Source organism: Burkholderia anthina (genome assembly GCF_902498995.1).
Taxonomy (GTDB): Bacteria; Pseudomonadota; Gammaproteobacteria; order Burkholderiales; family Burkholderiaceae; genus Burkholderia; species Burkholderia anthina.
The window spans coordinates 1-17,454 of record NZ_CABVLY010000028.1; the positions used below are offsets into that span (position 1 = coordinate 1).

Annotated in this window: 15 protein-coding genes and 1 pseudogene; 4 read left to right on the plus strand and 12 right to left on the minus strand. The window is 64.0% G+C overall.

The genetic code is table 11. The annotated features are described in order from the left end of the window. The 5 genes and pseudogenes from BME24068_RS28485 to BME24068_RS28505 form a co-directional block, all read right to left on the minus strand. A pseudogene (locus BME24068_RS28485) lies at positions 1-249 on the minus strand (family 2A encapsulin nanocompartment cargo protein cysteine desulfurase); the annotation flags it as partial. Further along, a complete protein-coding gene (locus BME24068_RS28490) occupies positions 224-1,156 on the minus strand; it encodes a family 2A encapsulin nanocompartment shell protein (protein ID WP_096500367.1) in 933 nt (310 codons plus the stop codon). The gene BME24068_RS28490 and the pseudogene BME24068_RS28485, both read right to left, overlap by 26 nt. 134 nt (positions 1,157-1,290) lie before the next feature. Beyond that, the gene (locus BME24068_RS28495) at positions 1,291-1,512 is read right to left on the minus strand and encodes a helix-turn-helix domain-containing protein (RefSeq protein WP_096500369.1); all 222 of its coding nucleotides are present in this window, start codon (positions 1,510-1,512) and stop codon (positions 1,291-1,293) included. Next, complete coding sequence (gene epsC / locus BME24068_RS28500; RefSeq protein WP_096500371.1) at positions 1,509-2,477, minus strand: serine O-acetyltransferase EpsC; 969 nt, start codon at positions 2,475-2,477, stop codon at positions 1,509-1,511. Before epsC ends, BME24068_RS28495 begins: the two co-directional genes overlap by 4 nt. A gap of 28 nt (positions 2,478-2,505) precedes the next feature. After that, complete coding sequence (locus BME24068_RS28505) at positions 2,506-2,976, minus strand: rhodanese-like domain-containing protein (RefSeq protein WP_096500373.1); 471 nt, start codon at positions 2,974-2,976, stop codon at positions 2,506-2,508. Between the two features lie 1,036 nt (positions 2,977-4,012). Between BME24068_RS28505 and BME24068_RS28510 the strand changes: the two genes are divergently transcribed. The 3 genes from BME24068_RS28510 to BME24068_RS28520 all read left to right on the plus strand — a co-directional run bounded on the left by BME24068_RS28510 (position 4,013) and on the right by BME24068_RS28520 (position 9,071). Next, a complete protein-coding gene (locus tag BME24068_RS28510) occupies positions 4,013-6,184 on the plus strand; it encodes a T6SS effector phospholipase Tle3 domain-containing protein (protein WP_420887556.1) in 2,172 nt (723 codons plus the stop codon). Beyond that, complete coding sequence (locus BME24068_RS28515) at positions 6,181-7,662, plus strand: virulence factor (protein WP_239007937.1); 1,482 nt, start codon at positions 6,181-6,183, stop codon at positions 7,660-7,662. The genes BME24068_RS28510 and BME24068_RS28515 overlap by 4 nt, the downstream gene beginning before the upstream one ends. Before the next feature lie 65 nt (positions 7,663-7,727). Further along, the gene (locus BME24068_RS28520; RefSeq protein WP_174928054.1) at positions 7,728-9,071 is read left to right on the plus strand and encodes a virulence factor; all 1,344 of its coding nucleotides are present in this window, start codon (positions 7,728-7,730) and stop codon (positions 9,069-9,071) included. Positions 9,072-9,238: 167 nt separating this feature from the next. On the opposite strand, the gene BME24068_RS28525 is transcribed toward BME24068_RS28520, so the two are convergent. The 5 genes from BME24068_RS28525 to BME24068_RS28545 all read right to left on the minus strand — a co-directional run bounded on the left by BME24068_RS28525 (position 9,239) and on the right by BME24068_RS28545 (position 14,323). Beyond that, complete coding sequence (locus tag BME24068_RS28525) at positions 9,239-9,775, minus strand: cytochrome P460 family protein (RefSeq protein WP_174928055.1); 537 nt, start codon at positions 9,773-9,775, stop codon at positions 9,239-9,241. Beyond that, the gene (locus tag BME24068_RS28530; protein WP_174928056.1) at positions 9,775-10,818 is read right to left on the minus strand and encodes an alpha/beta fold hydrolase; all 1,044 of its coding nucleotides are present in this window, start codon (positions 10,816-10,818) and stop codon (positions 9,775-9,777) included. The genes BME24068_RS28525 and BME24068_RS28530 overlap by 1 nt, the downstream gene beginning before the upstream one ends. A 255-nt stretch (positions 10,819-11,073) precedes the next feature. Further along, positions 11,074-12,453: a tripartite tricarboxylate transporter permease gene (locus tag BME24068_RS28535; protein WP_174928057.1), complete on the minus strand. Its 1,380-nt coding sequence runs from the start codon at positions 12,451-12,453 to the stop codon at positions 11,074-11,076. Then, on the minus strand, positions 12,453-12,950 hold the full coding sequence (locus BME24068_RS28540; protein WP_174928058.1) for a hypothetical protein: 498 nt from the start codon (positions 12,948-12,950) through the stop codon (positions 12,453-12,455). The genes BME24068_RS28535 and BME24068_RS28540 overlap by 1 nt, the downstream gene beginning before the upstream one ends. A gap of 86 nt (positions 12,951-13,036) precedes the next feature. Beyond that, complete coding sequence (locus tag BME24068_RS28545; RefSeq protein ID WP_096500385.1) at positions 13,037-14,323, minus strand: hydroxymethylglutaryl-CoA reductase, degradative; 1,287 nt, start codon at positions 14,321-14,323, stop codon at positions 13,037-13,039. A gap of 161 nt (positions 14,324-14,484) precedes the next feature. Between BME24068_RS28545 and BME24068_RS28550 the strand changes: the two genes are divergently transcribed. Next, complete coding sequence (locus tag BME24068_RS28550) at positions 14,485-15,870, plus strand: aminotransferase-like domain-containing protein (protein WP_174928059.1); 1,386 nt, start codon at positions 14,485-14,487, stop codon at positions 15,868-15,870. Positions 15,871-16,110: 240 nt separating this feature from the next. Here BME24068_RS28550 and BME24068_RS28555 read toward each other — a convergent pair whose 3' ends face one another. Next, positions 16,111-16,422 (minus strand): (2Fe-2S) ferredoxin domain-containing protein, encoded by a 312-nt coding sequence (locus tag BME24068_RS28555; RefSeq protein WP_096500389.1) that lies wholly within the window; start codon positions 16,420-16,422, stop codon positions 16,111-16,113. Positions 16,423-16,477: 55 nt separating this feature from the next. Further along, complete coding sequence (locus BME24068_RS28560; protein WP_096500391.1) at positions 16,478-17,440, minus strand: DMT family transporter; 963 nt, start codon at positions 17,438-17,440, stop codon at positions 16,478-16,480. Between the last annotated feature and the right edge of the window lie 14 nt (positions 17,441-17,454).

Below are 17,454 nucleotides of genomic sequence, written 5' to 3' on the forward strand. Positions count from 1 at the left end.
CGCCGGGTTGCTCACCGACGCGAGAATCGGCGCGGCCGCCGGCAATGCGGACGGCACGCCGCCGACCGCCCCGCTGCCCGCCGACAGCCCGGGCGCGGTGGCCTGCCCGGGCGGCGTCGCGAAGAACTCCGACGCGAGCCGCGCGAGCGCCGCCGGATCGGGCAGGCCCGCCGGCAGCGGCGCGTGCGGCAGCGCGAGCGCGTCGCTGCTTGCCGAGCCGGGATTAACGGTAGGTGTCGGGATAGTCATGGTACTTGGCGATTTCGACGTCATCGAGGACAGCCAGCGCATCCGGCGAATGGACCGCGAGCGAGCAGTACAGCGAGATCAGATACGACGCGATCGCCTGGTTGTTGATCCCCATGAAGCGCACCGACAGGCCCGGCCCCTGCTCGCCCGCGACGCCCGGCTGATAGAGGCCGACGACGCCCTGGCGCTTGTCGCCGACGCGCACCAGCAGGATCTTGGTCTTGCCGTCCGCGACGGGCACCTTGTCCGACGGGATCAGCGGAATGCCGCGCCACGTGAGGAATTGCGAGCCGAACAGGCTGACCGTCGGCGGCGGCACGCCGCGCCGCGTGCATTCGCGGCCGAACGCGGCGATCGCGAGCGGGTGCGTGAGGAAGAACGCGGGTTCCTTCCACACCTTGGTCAGCAGTTCGTCGAGATCGTCCGGCGTCGGCGCGCCCGTCAGCGGGAAGATCCGCTGCTCGTCCGTCACGTTCGCGAGCAGACCATAGTCCGGGTTGTTGATCAGCTGGCTTTCCTGCAGCTCCTTGATCGTCTCGATCGTCAGGCGCAGCTGTTCCTTGATCTGGTCATGAGGACTGCTGTAGAGATCGGAGATCCGCGTATGCACGTCGAGCACCGTGCTCACCGCATTCAGGAAATACTCGCGCGGCTGTTCCTCGTACGGCACGAAGGTCTGCGGCAGCACGCTTTCGTCCTCGAGCTGCGTGCATGCGGCGCGCACGGCTTCCGGGTTCTTCACCTGGTTCAGGCGATAGATGCCGGCCTCGACCGGCACCCATTGCAGCAGATGGGTCAGCCAGCGCGGCGTGATCGTGGAAAGCTGGGGGACGGTCTTGGTAGCGTTCGCTAGTTGGCGGGCGGCGTGATCGCTCAGCGCAGCCGTGCCGCTTGCAACGGTCGACATGTGTGGCTCCGGATTCTTAAGATGAAAAACGGGATTGCTTATGACGCTTGGTGATTATCGGAAGCACGCACCTGCCGGCTCAACATGCTATAGCCGTCACACGGCACAACCGAACGGGAAAAAACGGGACGCCGTCAGGTGACGTACGCGCCGGGCAGCAGCGTCGAGATCGACACGTCGAATGCGCGTGCGATCTTGTCGGCGGTGACGATCGATGCGATCGCCTCGCCGCGCTCGATCTCGCCGACATACGAACGGTTCAGCCCCGCGTGTTCGGCGAGCTGCTCCTGCGACCACGTGCGTGCCTCGCGCAGCTTGCGCACGTTGGCGCCGAAGTGCTGGATCAGATCGCTCATGTCGTCACCTGCGTGTCGGGTACCGGCTCGGCCGGCTCAGTCGGCTCGACCCGCGCGCGCGGCGCGGCATTCGCTTCGCTGCGCAGCACGGCCTGCGTGACGTTCGCGCCGGCCGGCACGTCCTGCGTGAGCCACACGTTGCCGCCGATCACCGCGCCGCGGCCGATCGTGACGCGGCCCAGGATCGTTGCGCCGGCATAGATCACGACGTCGTCCTCGACGATCGGATGGCGCGCGAGCCCTTTCTCCAGATGGCCGGCCGCATCGCGCGGGAAACGCTTGGCGCCGAGCGTGACGGCCTGGTACACGCGCACGCGCTCGCCGATGATCGCGGTCTCGCCGATCACGACGCCCGTGCCGTGATCGATGAAGAAGCCGCCGCCGATGCGCGCGCCCGGATGAATGTCGATGCCCGTTTCCGCATGAGCCTGCTCGGCGATGATCCGCGCCAGCAGCGGCAGCCCGAGCCGGTACAGCTCGTGCGCGAGCCGGTGATGGATCATCGCGAGAATGCCGGGATAGCAGAGCAGCACTTCGTCGACGCTGCCCGCGGCCGGATCGCCATGGAACGCGGCCAGCACGTCGCTGTCGAGCAGCCGGCGAATATCGGGCAGGCGCGCGGCGAATGCCTGCACGGCCGTGGACGCCGTTTCGTCGATCCGTGCGTCGGCGTTGCGCTGACGCGCGGCGTAGCGCAACTCCAGCGTCACTTGCGCGAGCAGCGCGTTCAACGCTGCGTCGAGCGCATGGGCCACATAGAAGTTCTCGCTTTCCTGGCGCAGGTCGGGTGGCCCGAGCCGCATCGGGAACAGCACGCCCTTCAGCGCGCCGATGATTTGCGCAAGCGCCTCGCGCGCCGGCAGGTCGCGCCCGCCCGGTTCGAGCGAGCGCCGCTGCTTCTCGCGCCACGCGCGGCGCTCCGTCTGCAGCGACTGAACGATGTCGTCGATTTCGAATGCGGCCATGCTGACTTCTCCCCGTAACGGCCGTGACTCAGTCCTGCGCCCACGGCAGGTCGCGATGGCGCCAGCCGTTCCGGCCGCCGCGATGCTGCCGCTCGTCGAGGTCGCCCTCGAACCCTTCGAGCACGTTGAACACCTGCGTGAATCCGGCCTTCGCCGCGGCCTCGGCCGCCTGCGCGGACCGGTTGCCGCTGCGGCACAACAGCAGCACCACCGCGTCCTTGCCGGTCTTCGCTTCCAGTTCGCGCACGAAGCGCGGGTTGCGCGTCAGGCTCGTGCCGGTCGCCCACGGCACATGCAGCGACTCCGGCACGTGGCCGACGAATTTGCGTTCCTCCGCGGTGCGCACGTCCACCAGCAACGCGTCGCCGGCGGAGAACAGCGCCCACGCCGCTTGCGGCGCCACGCCGCCCGCGTAAGGCGTGCCCGCCGATGCGGCCGCCGCGCGGGCGTCCTCGAGCGCCTGCTGTGCGGCGGTTCGTTCTTCCAATGCAAAAGTCATGACGCTTCCTTGTTCTCGCAGATTCGTATGAACAAACACCCTGGGAATGCGGCCGGTGCAGCTTGCGTGCTGTCTATAGCCGTCAGCCCCACTATGCGAGCGCGCTCGGGGAAGCTGAACCAATAAAAATTCATTTCCTAATCAGCGGCGCGTGAAATGCAATAGCAGAGGATCGTTATTGGGGCGGAGTCGTGCGGAGGATGTGAAGAGATGACCGTTCAGTGTCATGCATCGAAGGCTTTTGAAAGGCGTCCGTGGCGTGAAGGCACGAGCGGCGCGCCGCACGTCGTCATGGAATGGAAGCGAGCACGGCAACCGCGAGGATTCGAGCGGCTTTCATGAGCGCGCTCCCTGGAGGAAGTCGGGTATCGATCACCGGGCGTCCGACGCGAAGGACTTGGCATCGAACGTTTGCGGCGTGTCGACACTAGAACCCGCTCACGTATCCGGCATGTTTCAACAACATGGCTTCAGCACAATCCGATGTTTCTGAAGCGGCGATCGATACAGTTCAATACAAACGCGTCGGTCTTGCCACGCTTGCACGGACGATAACGATTCAGGCGCTACAAGGTACGGACGCAATGCCGTACGCACGTGCGTCACACGACTTCATCACCGGATAACGCACCTGACGGACGAATCGGATCGAGAGGTCGCGCGCATCTACATCCCTGAAGCAATGCGAAGCATTCCCGCTTGAAACACATTCTGACAATCCACGTTCGTTGCCACGGCCTTTCCGCGCATTTTTCCGGAATCAGCGTCTTTTCGTGTGCGCCAGATCGTTATGCTTGCCGCCTCGTTCCGGTTCTTCATTGCTTCGGACACTTATCGATTCTTTCGATATCGATCCGATGACGGAGGAACGTATCAGGCATGCCAAGGAGTCTGGATGACCGATTCATTTCTCGATCCGCGACCGGTAGCGGACGCGCACACTGACGAACCCGCTGCTCAGGTCGATACACCTGACGCACCTGCGCCCCGCCCCGAACCGCCGCCGATCATCGTCGGTCGTGTTGAAGGGGTGACGATGTTCGCGAAAGGCACACCGCTTATCTGCATCTTGCAAATGCCCTTGCCCGGCGTCGTGATCTTCGTGCATGGCGTGAACTCCGAGGGTGAATGGTTCGATGCGACGGAGGAAGGGCTGTGCAAGGGCCTCAATCGCCGGCTCGGGCGCCTCGACGATCAAATGATGTATCACGGCATCGAAGCCGGGCAATTGACGCCGGCGAAGTACACGGAGAGCGTGACGCCGGATGGGTTTTTGAATCCGAAGCTGCTGGCGAACAACTATGTCAAGCCTGATCCGTCGTTTTCACCCGTCATTCACTTTCGGTGGGGTTATCGAGCCTCGGGCGAAGAACTCAAAGAGTACGGCGACAAGATCTTTCTGAACGAGAAGGACTATTGGGGCGGTGGTCCGTTCACGAATGGTTGTTCGAGCCTGCCTGATCTTTGGCACGGCGGCCTGGACGATCGAACGATGGGATGGATCACGGTGCAAGGCATCAATCCGACCAATCGCCCTCTGTACCGCGCGCCGCCCCGCGCGTATGGCGTGCTCGCGGCCTTGCGGTTGGCCAAATTGATCGAGTCGATCCGGCAGATGCAGGCCGACGTACCCATTACCGTCGTATGCCATAGCCAGGGCAACATCGTTGGCCTCACGGCGGCGTTCTTCGGCGACGCATTCCCCGATGTCGAAGATCCGTGGGGTCGCACCGGCCACTGCGTGGCAGACGCGTACGTGCTGGCGAACGCACCATACAGCCTCGCGAATGCAGACGGTCCGTACAAATCCGACACGTTCATGGACACGTGGTCGCAACGCGCGACGAAAGATGCGAGCGGTCATCGTGGACGGCAGAGCTACGCCGCGCGCACCAAAACCTTCGGCAAGTTCCTGTCGATCATCGGCGCCCGAAAAGACTTCGAACAACCGGTGGACAAGGTTGATGAAGACATGAAAAACAAGCGGGTCTCGCCGACAAGCAACCGGTCGTATGCCGCGCAAGAGGACCGCGATCGGAACGGCTTGAATGGATCGACGTATGGCCGCGTCACCGCGTATTGCTGTCCGCACGATCAGGTGATTTCAGCAGTGACGGTTCAGGGCATCGGCTGGCGCGGGATCAGCAAACACGAACTCGATGACATCGGCGCGGCCGGCATCCTGACGCAGCGGGTATTCGCATCGGGCTTTCCGGTCGGCGTACAGAAACCCTACCGCTATTGGGAAGACGATTGGCGGCATGGCAAGCCAGGAACGAAATCGGGTTTCTGGTATCCGCCCTCGCCACCGGCCAAATTCAATCTGATCGGTGCAGTCAAAGGCAATGAGAGTGTTTGGGGGATAGCGGCGACGCTGGCAACTGCTCCGCTCATGTTCGTCGTCACCGGCATCAGTTCGGCATTGAACATGCTCCGCGTGAACGCCGATCCGCCAAAGGGCTGGACGGTGGTAGCGGACGCGCCCGCGCTGGATGATCCATTTCCGCCCAAGGCATTGCGGTTCGGCAAGCCAGTCGAAACGAAGGACGGTGACGCAGTAAGCGACTTCAACGAAGGCAACGATCCACCGGCTGCATGGCGTGACGCGAGCAAGGCCGATGCGGACAAGCGGGCTGACGATCCCTACGACCAGTACAAGGCAAAGAACGAGGACAGCGTTGCGCAAGGGACGGCAGCAACCGAAGCCGGGCAGCGCTACGAGGATCGTGCGTTGATGCGCATGGAGGCGCGTCGCACGCTGAATACCGAGTGGCTCGACCGAGACGGCCATGTGATTGGCGAGGACGGCAAAAGCGAAATGCCCGAGGGCTACAAGGAATGGCGCGACAAGCAGATCGTTGACTGGCTTGATCGTGGCGCAACCAATAGCCCGACCAACCATTCAACAACGATGACCAATCCCGAGCATGCCGAGAAAGCCCTTGCGTATGACGTTGCCGTCGGTCGGTGCTATTTAACGCCCGATCAACTCTACGACTTGCGGATCGAGGCCGATTGGCGGATGGGGGACGGGATTCCCTCGGAGAATCCGAACAAGACGTATGCCGACTATTTTGCGTCTGGGACGCTTGATAGAACGCCTCTCCACGAATGGGTACATACCGAAGAAAGCGAAGGCAAGATGCCGACCGCGATCTTCGATGAGCGAGAAGGTCAGCTTTATTTGAAGGTCGGGGGTGCCGTATGAAGAGATTGATCGCTACATGGCCGCGACGTATCGCCGCCGCCATTTCGACATGGATGCTTGTCACCGTGCTCATGGCCACGCTGATGGCGCATGTGGAACAACCCGACCCGGCACATTTGGAAATAGGAGATTGGATGAAACGATTCGTTGTCTTGCCTGCCTTGGCCGCCCTTGCGGTGTTTATGTTCACCACGGCCATGATGCGTCCTGTACAAGCCTCGCCTGCCCAAGCACCTGCAGGGAGCACCGCGAAAGTAGTAGAAGAGCCAGCGAAGCCATTCTTCGCTCAGGTTGTCGGCCTGGTCTGGTTGAATCCATTGGAACGTATGGACTATCCGACCGAATGGCAGTTGCTGTGGACGCAAGGGCTAGCCACACCAAACAAGAACGATGACATGGTGAGGACAGACCCAAAATCGTTCGCAACCCTTCAATCGATCGGAGCACTGGTCTACGGCAACCGAGGAAAGGAAACGTTCAATGGCTTCTACGCCAAGTACATCGACAAATTCATCCTCCTCCTGCGCGCTCGCTACTTCAGTAACGCGAGCTACTTCTACACGGTAAAGTCCGAAAACCCGCGCAATTGGCGCGAACTCGCGGGCATACGAGTCGAAGCTGCCGTTCCGCCCCGGCTTGACCCGGCCTTTGCCAAATCGCGCATGGTCGATCGGATGATGAATTTCTTCGAAATCGGTCCGCCGTCACCCAAGACGCTTTGGAGTCGCGACACGCCTCCCGATGTGCACATCACCCAAGGCGGTGCGAACGCCGGCTTCACGTCGCTGAACAACGCGCTGGACTACTTGCAGGCGAATCCTGACAAGAGCGTGTGGGTGATGAACTGGGACGCACCGAGCTTCCCGCCCACGGACGCCCAGATCAACGAAAACCTCGTCGTGCTGTTCCTCGCCGGCCCGAATTTCAACACCGAGCGCGAACCGCTCGCGTGGATCGGCAAAGCCGCAACCGGCAATACACAGGCGTTTGAGCGGAAGGTCGGCACGACGCGCGCCGTACAGGCATGGAAGGCAACCATCGATGAAGCAGCACGCGATGCCGGTGTAGCGGTTCCGGACATCGAATACATCTTCCACGACGCAGGCAAAGGCAGCGACACATCGTCGTCACGCCTTGTTTCGCTCACACGAACGTTGACCGAAACGCTTCCCGAATACGACTACATGAAGCAGACCTTCAACACGGCCGGACTGCTTGGCGACATGGGAACCGGTAGCGCATTGACCAACGTGGCGCTCGCGATCGGCCGCGTCAATCACTACGGCGGCAACGCACTGGTTGCCGGGACAACCGACCCCGAACATCCCGTCGCGGTAATCGTCAGGCCGCCGTCGAAGCTCACGCCGATCGATCCAACCAAGGACTGGTTCCGCGCACGCGGCGGGAACAATGCCTATCTGCCGTGGTGGGGACGCCGATACGACACCGATTACGGGATGCAGGGTTATTCGTGGTGATGCAAACCGGCGCGGTGGCATGTCGCGTGAAAACGTGACTGCCGTGTCGAGCAGCAGGAGATTGGATGAAACGATTCGTTGTCTTACCTGGCTTGGCCGCACTTGTGGTGTTTATGTTCACCACGGCCGTGATGCGCCCGGCACAGGCCACGCCCGGCCAAGAACCTGCCGGGAACGCCGCGCGAGCAGCGGAAGAACCGGCGAAGCCATTCGTCGCACAGGTTGTCGGCCTGGTCTGGTTGAATCCGTTGCAACGTATGGACTACCCGACCGAATGGCAATTGTTGTGGACGCAGGGCCTTGCTGCGCCGAACAAAAATGACGACATGGTTCGAACGAAGCCAGAAAAGTATTCGTCACTTCGATCCATTGGCGCATTGGTTTACGGGAATGAGGGGGAGGAAACGTTCAAGGGCTTCTATCACAAGTACGCGAGAAAATTTTTGCTGTTGATGCGCTCGCGCTATTTCGCAAATGCGCAATATTTCTACACCGTGAAGTCCAAAGACTCCAAGGATTGGCGCGAACTTGCCGGGATACATATCGAGTTCGCGTTGCCTCCGCGGCTCGATCCGATCGAAGCCAGAGAATACTTGGCCAATGAGACCGTCGAATACTTCGAAATCGGTCCGCCGTCACCCAAGACGCTTTGGAGCCGCGACACGCCGCCCGATGTGCACATCACGCAAGGCGGTGCGAACGCCGGCTTCACGTCGCTGAACAATGCACTGGCCTACTTGCAGGCGAACCCTGACAAGAGCGTGTGGGTGATGAACTGGGACGCACCAAACTTCCCGCCCACGGACGCCCAGATCAACGAAAACCTCGTCGTGCTGTTCCTCGCCGGCCCGAATTTCAACACCGAGCGCGAACCGCTCGCGTGGATCGGCAAAGCCGCAACCGGCAATACACAGGCGTTTGAGCGGAAGGTCGGCACGACGCGCGCCGTACAGGCATGGAAGGCAACCATCGATGAAGCAGCACGCAATGCCGGTGTAGCGGTTCCGGACATCGAATACATCTTCCACGACGCAGGCAAAGGCAGCGACACATCGTCATCACGCCTTGTTTCGCTCACACGAACGTTGACCGAAACCCTTCCGGAATACGACTACATGAAGCAGACCTTCAACACGGCCGGACTGCTTGGCGACATGGGAACCGGTAGCGCATTGACCAACGTGGCGCTCGCGATCGGCCGCGTCAATCACTACGGCGGCAACGCACTGGTTGCCGGGACAACCGACCCCGAACATCCCGTCGCGGTAATCGTCAGGCCGCCGTCGAAGCTCACGCCGATCGATCCGACCAAGGACTGGTTCCGCGCACGCGGCGGAAACAACGCCTACCTGCCGTGGTGGGGCCGCCGATACGACACCGATTACGGGATGCAGGGTTATTCGTGGTGATGTCAACGACACGGTAGCGCGATCCGTGCGGCCGGTTTCGCGCCGCCGTGTCATTCAACGCAACAACCAAAGCGCGACGCACCATCCGAGCCGGGCGTAGTCGCGCGCAACGTCCCACCGACGACAGAACTGCAACGCACAGCGCGCTTCGCAACGCGCATACCCGATCAAGGCGCCAGCCGCGTAAACACATAATCGTGATGCTTCACCCGCGCCTGATGACACGCAAAGCACGTCTGGTGCTGACCGAGATCGGCCGGCACGCCGTTGACGAAGCGCCCGAACCCCCAGCCGCCCGTCGACGCATAGCGACGCGAGTCCTTCACCATCACCTGCACGGTGGTCGCCTGGCCGGGCACCGTCGCCGGCGCGAACTCGTCGGACTGCTTGCGCTTGTAGGCAAGCTTCACGAGGATCGTGCCGTCAGGAAACGGCAACGTCGCCTGTTCGAGCGCGCGGATCGCAACGGGGTTGCCGAGCACGACGCGCAACTCGTCGAGCGGCGCCGCCTCTTCCGCCGGCGCAACCATTTCCCACTTCCGGTAACCGGGCGGGATCGTCACACCGTAGATCGGCGACGCGGCGGGCTTCGACGCATCCGCAAACGCAGCCGGCCCGCTCGCCGTCAACGCGCCGGCCAGCAACGCACCCGCAGCCCGCACATGCCGCGCGCCACGGCGCAAAACGCCAGTACTTGCCCGCATCACAGATGCTCCACCTGCAGGATCGCATCGGCAAATGCCTGCGGCGCTTCCTGCGGCAAGTTGTGACCGATGCCGCCGGCGATCGTCCGGTGTTGATACTTGCCCGTGAACTTCTTCGCATACGCAGCCGGTTCCGGATGCGGCGCACCGTTCGCATCGCCCTCCATCGTGATCGTCGGCACGGTGATCGCCGGCCCGGCAGCGAGACGCCGTTCGATGTCGTCGTATTGCGCCTCGCCCTTCGCGAGTCCGAGGCGCCAGCGATAGTTGTGGATCACCACGGCCACGTGATCGGGGTTCTGGAACGACGCGGCGCTGCGCGCATAGGTCTCGTCGGAGAACTGCCACTTCGGCGACGCGAGTTGCCAGATCAGCTTGTTGAACGCATCGCGATTCGCCGCATAGCCGAGCGCGCCGCGCTCGGTCGAGAAATAGAACTGATACCACCACTGGAATTCGGCCTGCGGCGGCAGCGGCTTGCGATTCGCCTCCTGGCTGCCGATCAGGTAGCCGCTCACCGACACCAGCGCCTTCACGCGTTGCGGCCACAGCGCCGCGATGATGTCGGCCGTGCGCGCCCCCCAGTCGTAGCCGCCGAACACCGCGCGGTCGATCTTCAGCGCATCCATCAGCGCGACGATGTCGACGGCGGTCACCGCCTGCTGGCCGTTGCGCACCGTGTCGGCCGAGCGGAACGTCGTCGACCCGTAGCCGCGCAGATACGGAACGATCACGCGGTAGCCCGCCGCCGTGAGCAGCGGCGCGACTTCCGCGTAGCTGTAGATGTCGTACGGCCAGCCGTGCAGCAGGAACACGACCGGCCCGTTCTTCGGGCCGAGATCCGCATACCCGACGTTGAGCACGCCCGCGTCGATCTGGTGGATCTTGCCGAGCGACGCGACGCCGGCCGCGCGCTTCGGCGCCGACGCATCGGGCGCCGACTGCGCGCGCGCCAGCGAGCCGAACCCGAGGTCCGCCAGACTCAGGCTTGCGAGCGTCGTACCAAGGATCAGGCGGCGGCGGGTATTCACGGTATCAGGCATGACTCGTTCTCCATTGTCGATCGCTAAGGAAGGGGCCCGCGGCACGTGCGGGCGCTCCGGTGTCGCCGTTCACGCGGGTGGCGCATGGCACCGCGCCGCCGTGCGAACGACTTCACCGGTTTTATATCCGAACGGTCCGGATGCTTTGTATCTCAATGTATCCGTGCTCGGAAACGACACACGGCGATTCAAAATCGCACGCGAAACGGCGCGTTTCGAGGCCGCGCGGCACGCACGGCCCCGTGCGCCGATGCGTCAGAGCAGCTTGACGATCGCGGGCACGCTGAGCACCGCGACGTAGTAGCCCATGAACTGCACGCCCGTGTTGAACGCGAACAGGCGCGACAGCATGCCGCCGAACAGGCCGACCGTGACGATCACCGCGAGCCCGAGCAACTGGCCTTCCCAGACCCCGATCACGACGATCAGCCCCGCGAAGGTCGCGATGATCGCTTCGTGGCTCAGCTTGCGCGCGACGAACGACGCCGCGCGGTGCGCGTGATGCATCGCCAGCGGATATGCGATCAGCGCGGCCAGCAGGATCGACAGCAGCCCGTAGCCGAGGAACTCGGGCCAGCTCATCAGCGTATGCAGGTTGTGGATCTGCCCGCTTGCCGCATCGACCGTGAAGCGCGGCGGCGCGTTGAACAGCGGCGCGGCCGGCCCTGCTGCCACCGGGCTCAGCGGCAGCCCGAACGCGATCAGCGGAATCAGCGCCTCGGCGATGTAGGTCGCCTCCGTCACGCCGTTACGCGCGGCGATCACGGTCGTCAGCCGCTGATATGCATGCCGCACGCGCGCGCCGACGATCTCGCCCATCAGCACCGTCATCGCGACCGGGCTGAACACGAACGTCGCGCTCGACACAGCGGCCGTCCCGACCGTCCACCCCACCTGCTCGCGGTCGAGCACCTTCAGCGGATTCGGGAAGTAGCCGCGCCAGCGCTTCACGTCCGGTGCGAGCACGAACGTCGACGGCCCGTCGCGACGCATGCGCCGCCGCTCGGCCGGCGACAGGATCGAGAACAGGTCGGCAACCAGCGGCCCGATCGCGATCCCGAGGAAGTAGCTGACGCTGAGCTTCACGCCATAGTGACCGGTCAGCGCCTGCAGCCCGACCACCAGCATCACGAACGGCACGAGCAGCAGCACCGCCGCCCAGCGCCCCGCGGAGAAATACGCGATGCCGACGGCAGCCGCGAGGAACACCCACGGCGCGGCCTTCGCGATCGTCGTGCCGAACGGCGCGAGCAGCGACGCGAACAGCACCGCGAGCGGCAGCGCGACGAACGCGGCGACGATCGCGCCGGAGATCATCTTGCGCAGCGCGATGTGCGGCACGCCGAGCGCGCGCAGCAGCGTCGCCTGCTGCAACAGCGGCGCGGCCATCGTGTCGCCGGGAATGCCGAGCAGCGCGGTCGGGATCGCGTGCGTGATGTGCTTGGCCACCGCGCCTGCGAGGAAGAACGTGAACACGCCGGCGGGCGGCACGCCGAGCAGTGCGACGAGCAGCGTGAGCGGCGCGATCGTCGTCGTTTCGTCGGTGCCGGAGATCAACCCGATGCCGGAGAACACGATCGCGCCGAGCAGACCCATCGCCAGCGCCGGCGGCAGTGCATGCAGAAGCGCGTCCATCAGCGGCCTCCCGTGCGCGCCCGCGCGGACGACGCTTCGTAAGCAGCAAACAGGTCGAGCAGCCCGAGTTCCTCCATCTCCGCGCGCGCGCTCGGCGACAGGTCGCTCACCGACCCGAGCCCGCCCGATGCCTCGGCGAGCTGCCGAAGCGCCTCGTCACGCTCGGGGCCGTCGGCCGCATGCTCGATCACCGTACGCTTCGGCTTGAACAGGCACGCGCACAGCGCGCCGGCCAGCAGACAGCCGCCGAGGCCGATCAACATCGCATAGGCCCGTGCAATGGCCGCGTCCTGCACGAACGACGCGAGCGCGAGACGGCCGGCCTCGAACGCGCCGAGGCTGATCGCGATGCCGAGCAGGACCGACCAGGCCAGATGTTTCGTGGCCACCGTGTCGCCCCACACCTCGACGAGCGTGTCGGCGCCTGCATCGGCCTGCGCGAACGGCTGCGCGCGATGCGACGCCGCCGATACCGCGCCTGAACCGGTCTGTTCCATGTGTCTCCTCCTTGATTGATATGTGGCCGGCTGCTCCGGCACGGCATGCGTCATGCGGCATGCCCGCGAACGTCATGCGTCAGGCATCAGGCGTCGCTATGCGCCGCCAGCAGTTCGACCGCGAAATCCGCGCGCACGTCTTTCGCGGCGACCATCCGTTGCGCGATCCGGTCGATGTCCGCGCCCGTCGCGCCGGCCGCGACGGCGATGTTGCGCGCATGCAGCGCCATGTGGCCGCGCTGGATGCCTTCGGTCGCGAGCGCGCGCAGCGCCCCGAGATTCTGGGCAAGGCCGACCGCGACCGCAATCTCGCCGAGTGCCTGCGCGGACGTCACGTTCATGATCTTCAGCGCGAGACGCGCGAGCGGATGCGTCTTCGTCGCGCCGCCGACGAGCCCGACCGGCATCGGCATCTCGATCGTGCCGACGAGGTCGCCGTTGTCGGCCTTCTCCCACGTCGTCAGCGACGTGTAGCGGCCGCTGCGGCTCGCATACGCATGTGCGCCGGCTTCCACCGCGCGCCAGTCGTTGCCGGTCGCGACCACCACCGGATCGATGCCGTTCATGATCCCCTTGTTGTGCGTCGCCGCGCGATACGGATCGGTCGCCGCGAACACGTAGGCGTCGATCACGCGATCGATCACCGCTTCGCCGGCATAGTCGTCGGTGGCGAGCGTCGCGGCCGAGTACCGTACCTCCGCGCGCGCCAGCCGGAGATCCGCGAGGTTGGACAGTATCCGCAACCGTACCTGCCCGCCCGTGATCGCTTCGATGCGCGTCGCGACGGCTTCGGCCATCGTGTTGACCGTGTTCGCGCCCATCGCGTCGCGCACGTCGACGATCAGGTGCGCAACCACCATCGCGCCGCGCGGCGTATCCGGGAACACGTGCACCTCGATGTCGCGGCAGCCGCCGCCGAGGCCGACCAGCACCTTGTCGCGGCTGTTCGCGAGCGCGATCAGTTCGGCCGCGTGCCGCAGGATCGCAAGCCGCGCGCCGTACGGGTCGCCGACGCCGATCACCTGGACCTGCGCGCGCATCAGCGGGCCGCTGCTCGACGTGCGGAAACCGCCGGCCGCGCGGGACAGCTTCGCCATATACGATGCGGCCGCAACGATCGACGGTTCCTCGACCGCCATCGGCACGATCACGTCCTTATCGTTGATCCGGAAGTAGCCGGCGACCGCCATCGGCAGCTCGAACGTGCCGATCACGTTCTCGATCATGCCGTTCGCGGTGTCGAGCGACAGCGCGCCGGGGGCGGCGAGCAGCGCGTGCTCGGCATCGTCGAGCCCGACGGTACGGGCCAGATGGGACAGGCGTTGTTCGGGCGTGAGCGAGCGGAAGTTCGGCAGTGCGGAATCGATGGTCATGATGTCGTTCTGTTTCGGGGTGACGGTGAGGCCTGCCACGGTTGCGGCGGGCAGCGGATAGCCGAATAATAGTCACGCTGTACCCATTGAAAAGGTACAGACGAAGCAGACAGTCAGACATCCGTACCCATGACAGTGAACCCGTCCGACGGAACATCGCGATGAAACAGCGTGCAAGAGCCAGCCTGTCTGGCGCCATGGCGGACAATCTCGCCAGACAGATCGAGGAAGGCGTGTTGCCGGCCGGCGCGAAGCTGCCTTCCATCAGGGAATACGCTGAGGCGTCCGGATGTTCGAAGAACACCGTGATCAGCGCGTTCGAGATGCTCGCCGCCGACGGCCTGATCGAGCCGCGCCGCGGCTCCGGCTTTTTCGTCACGCGGCGCGCGGCGGCCGCGCCCGACATCGACGAGCCGAGTTCGCTCGACCGCGCGATGGACATCGTATGGCTGATGCGCGAACAACTTCACGAAAAGCCCGACGTGCTGAATCTCGGCGAAGGCTTCCCGCCGATCGAATGGCTTGAGGAAACGCGGCTGAACCAGTATCAGCAGCGCATCGTGCGCACCGGTTCCGCGTCGCTGTTTCGTTACGGCAGCCGCTTCGGTTACCTGCCGCTGCGCCAGTCGCTGCAGCAGAAGCTCGCCGGCTACGAGATCGAGGCGCCGCCCGCGCAGATCGTGCTCACGCACGGCGCGAACCAGGCGATGGACCTCGTGCTGCGCTACTTCGTGCGGCCCGGCGATACCGTGCTCGTCGACGATCCCGGTTACTACCCGCTGTTCGGCAAGCTCAAGCTGAGCGGCGCGAACATCGTCGGCGTGCCGCGCGAGATCGACGGCCCCGATGTCGCGAAGCTCGCCGAGCATATCGCCGCCTATCGGCCGAAGCTGTTCTTCACGCAATCGGTCGGGCACAACCCGACCGCGACCGATACGAGTGCGGCGAAGGCGCACCGGATCCTGCAACTCGCCGACGCGCACGACCTGATCATCGTCGAGGACGATGCGCTCGCGGATCTTCGCCCGCGTTCGCTCACGCGCATCTCGACGCTCGATCAACTACGCAGGACGATCTATATCGGCAGCTTCTCGAAGTCGGTGTCGGCGGCGTTGCGCGTGGGCTTTCTCGCGTGCAACGCGGCGCTCGCGAGCGACCTCGCCGACGTGAAGATGCTGACTCACGTCAGCAGTTCCGAGTATTGCGAGCGCACGCTCGATGCGATCGTCAGCGACGGGCATTTCCTCCGGCATACGAATCATCTTCAGGAGAAGCTGCGACGCGCGACGGCCACCGCACTCGACGCGCTCGACCGGCTCGGCGCGCAGGTGTATCGGCCGTGCGAGCAGAGCCTGTATCTGTGGGCCGCGTTGCCGGGGTGGTCCGATTCGATGGAACTGGCGCAGGCGATGCTGGAGCGCGGCGTGATCCTCGCACCGGGCGCGGTGTTCTCGCCGCAGGCCGACCAGCCGTCCGCGTATTGCAGGTTCAACGTCGCGTACCTCGCGGACAAGCGGTTCGCGCAGGCGTTGAAGGCGCTCTCGTAGCCACGGACGCGGCGGGGTCGAGTCGGCGACACGACCCGCCGAGCGAGCACGCGGCTCAGCCCTCGCTGGCCACTCGGGTCGACGACCTTGTCGACTTCGAGGATCGTGACATCCGGAAGATGCCCTTTGTGCTCGCAATCGTATCGATGCTGCTGAAGCAGCGCGCAGCAAAAAACCAGCGCCTCGACGCGTAGCCGTATCCGATACGGGACCGGCACCAGGCTCGCGTGCTTTATCGTGTTACGGATCGATTCGCAGGCGTTCGACGACTCGACCGTTGACCAGATGCTCGTCGACGATCTCATCGATATCGGTTTTATCGACGTAGGTATACCAGACAGCTTCCGGATAGATCACCACGATCGGGCCATCGCTGCACCGCGCAAAGCAGCCGGCACGATTGATTCGAATGCTAGGCGCGTGTTGGGAGGCGGCATCTGCCAGCCGCTTCTTTGCATACTGGCAAATTTCCGACGCCCCGTGGTCATTGCACGCCTCCCCGTTCTCGCGCGCATTCGTGCAGACGAAGACATGACGGTCGTAAAAACTCATCGCGATTCTCCTTTGGGCACCCGGCCGACGCTTACGCTCGCGCTTCGAAAATCGCTCACTCGACATGTCTCGGCACGGGCTTTCGCTCCGCGGGCGTCCACTGAATGATCACGATCCCGACCAACAGAATCACCGCCCCGACGATGCTGTACCAGGTCATCCGCTCGTGCAGCAGCAAAACGGCCAGTACCGTGGAAACCAGCGGCTCCAGCAGGCTCGCGATCGCGCCACCGACGGCGCCCGTACCCTTGATACCGCCCAGGAAAAGGGTTTGCGCAATCGCCGTCGGCACCGCGGCCACATAAAGCAGCATCAGCCAGCCGTCCATCGAGTAATGGAGTTGCAGCCCGTCGTGAAGACCGAACGGCAACAGCGCCAATGCGCCAATGGCAAATCCGATCCCGCCCGCGTGCATGGGGCTGCAGATCTTTCCTGACGCCCGGGCGGCCAGTACATAAAAGGCCTGGCAGACCGCACAGGCAACCGCGATCGCGACGCCGATCCAGAATTGCCGGACATCCTGAACGACGCCTGACGGAAGACCGACCAGAAACACCGTGCCCACGATTGCGAGAACCAGCGCAATCATCGTTTGCGCATTGAATCGTTCCCCCAGCCAGGCGACCGAGATCAACGCCACGAAAATCGGCGCGCCGCAGATGCTGATCAACACCGAGATCGCCACGCCCACCCGCTCGATCGCCAGCACGTATGTCAGCTGGTAGAACGCCATGCCCAGACCGAGCCCCGCAAGCACAAGCAGACCCTTGGGCGTCAATTTGATGAACCATGTTCCCAAATGGATCCGTCCCATCAGGAACAGGAACGGCACCGACAACGCCAGTCGCAAGAAGCTGATCGAGACAGCATTGGCCCCGGCCGACGTTCCGAGCACATTGAAGATGATCCCGGTGGTTCCCCACAACGTAGCGGCGGTCAGGACCATCGCCCACCCTTTCTTTGCATCCAGGTCTGCCGCATATCCCGGAGCCGCCGGTACCGCCTTTATCGATCCCATGTCGTTCTCACTCT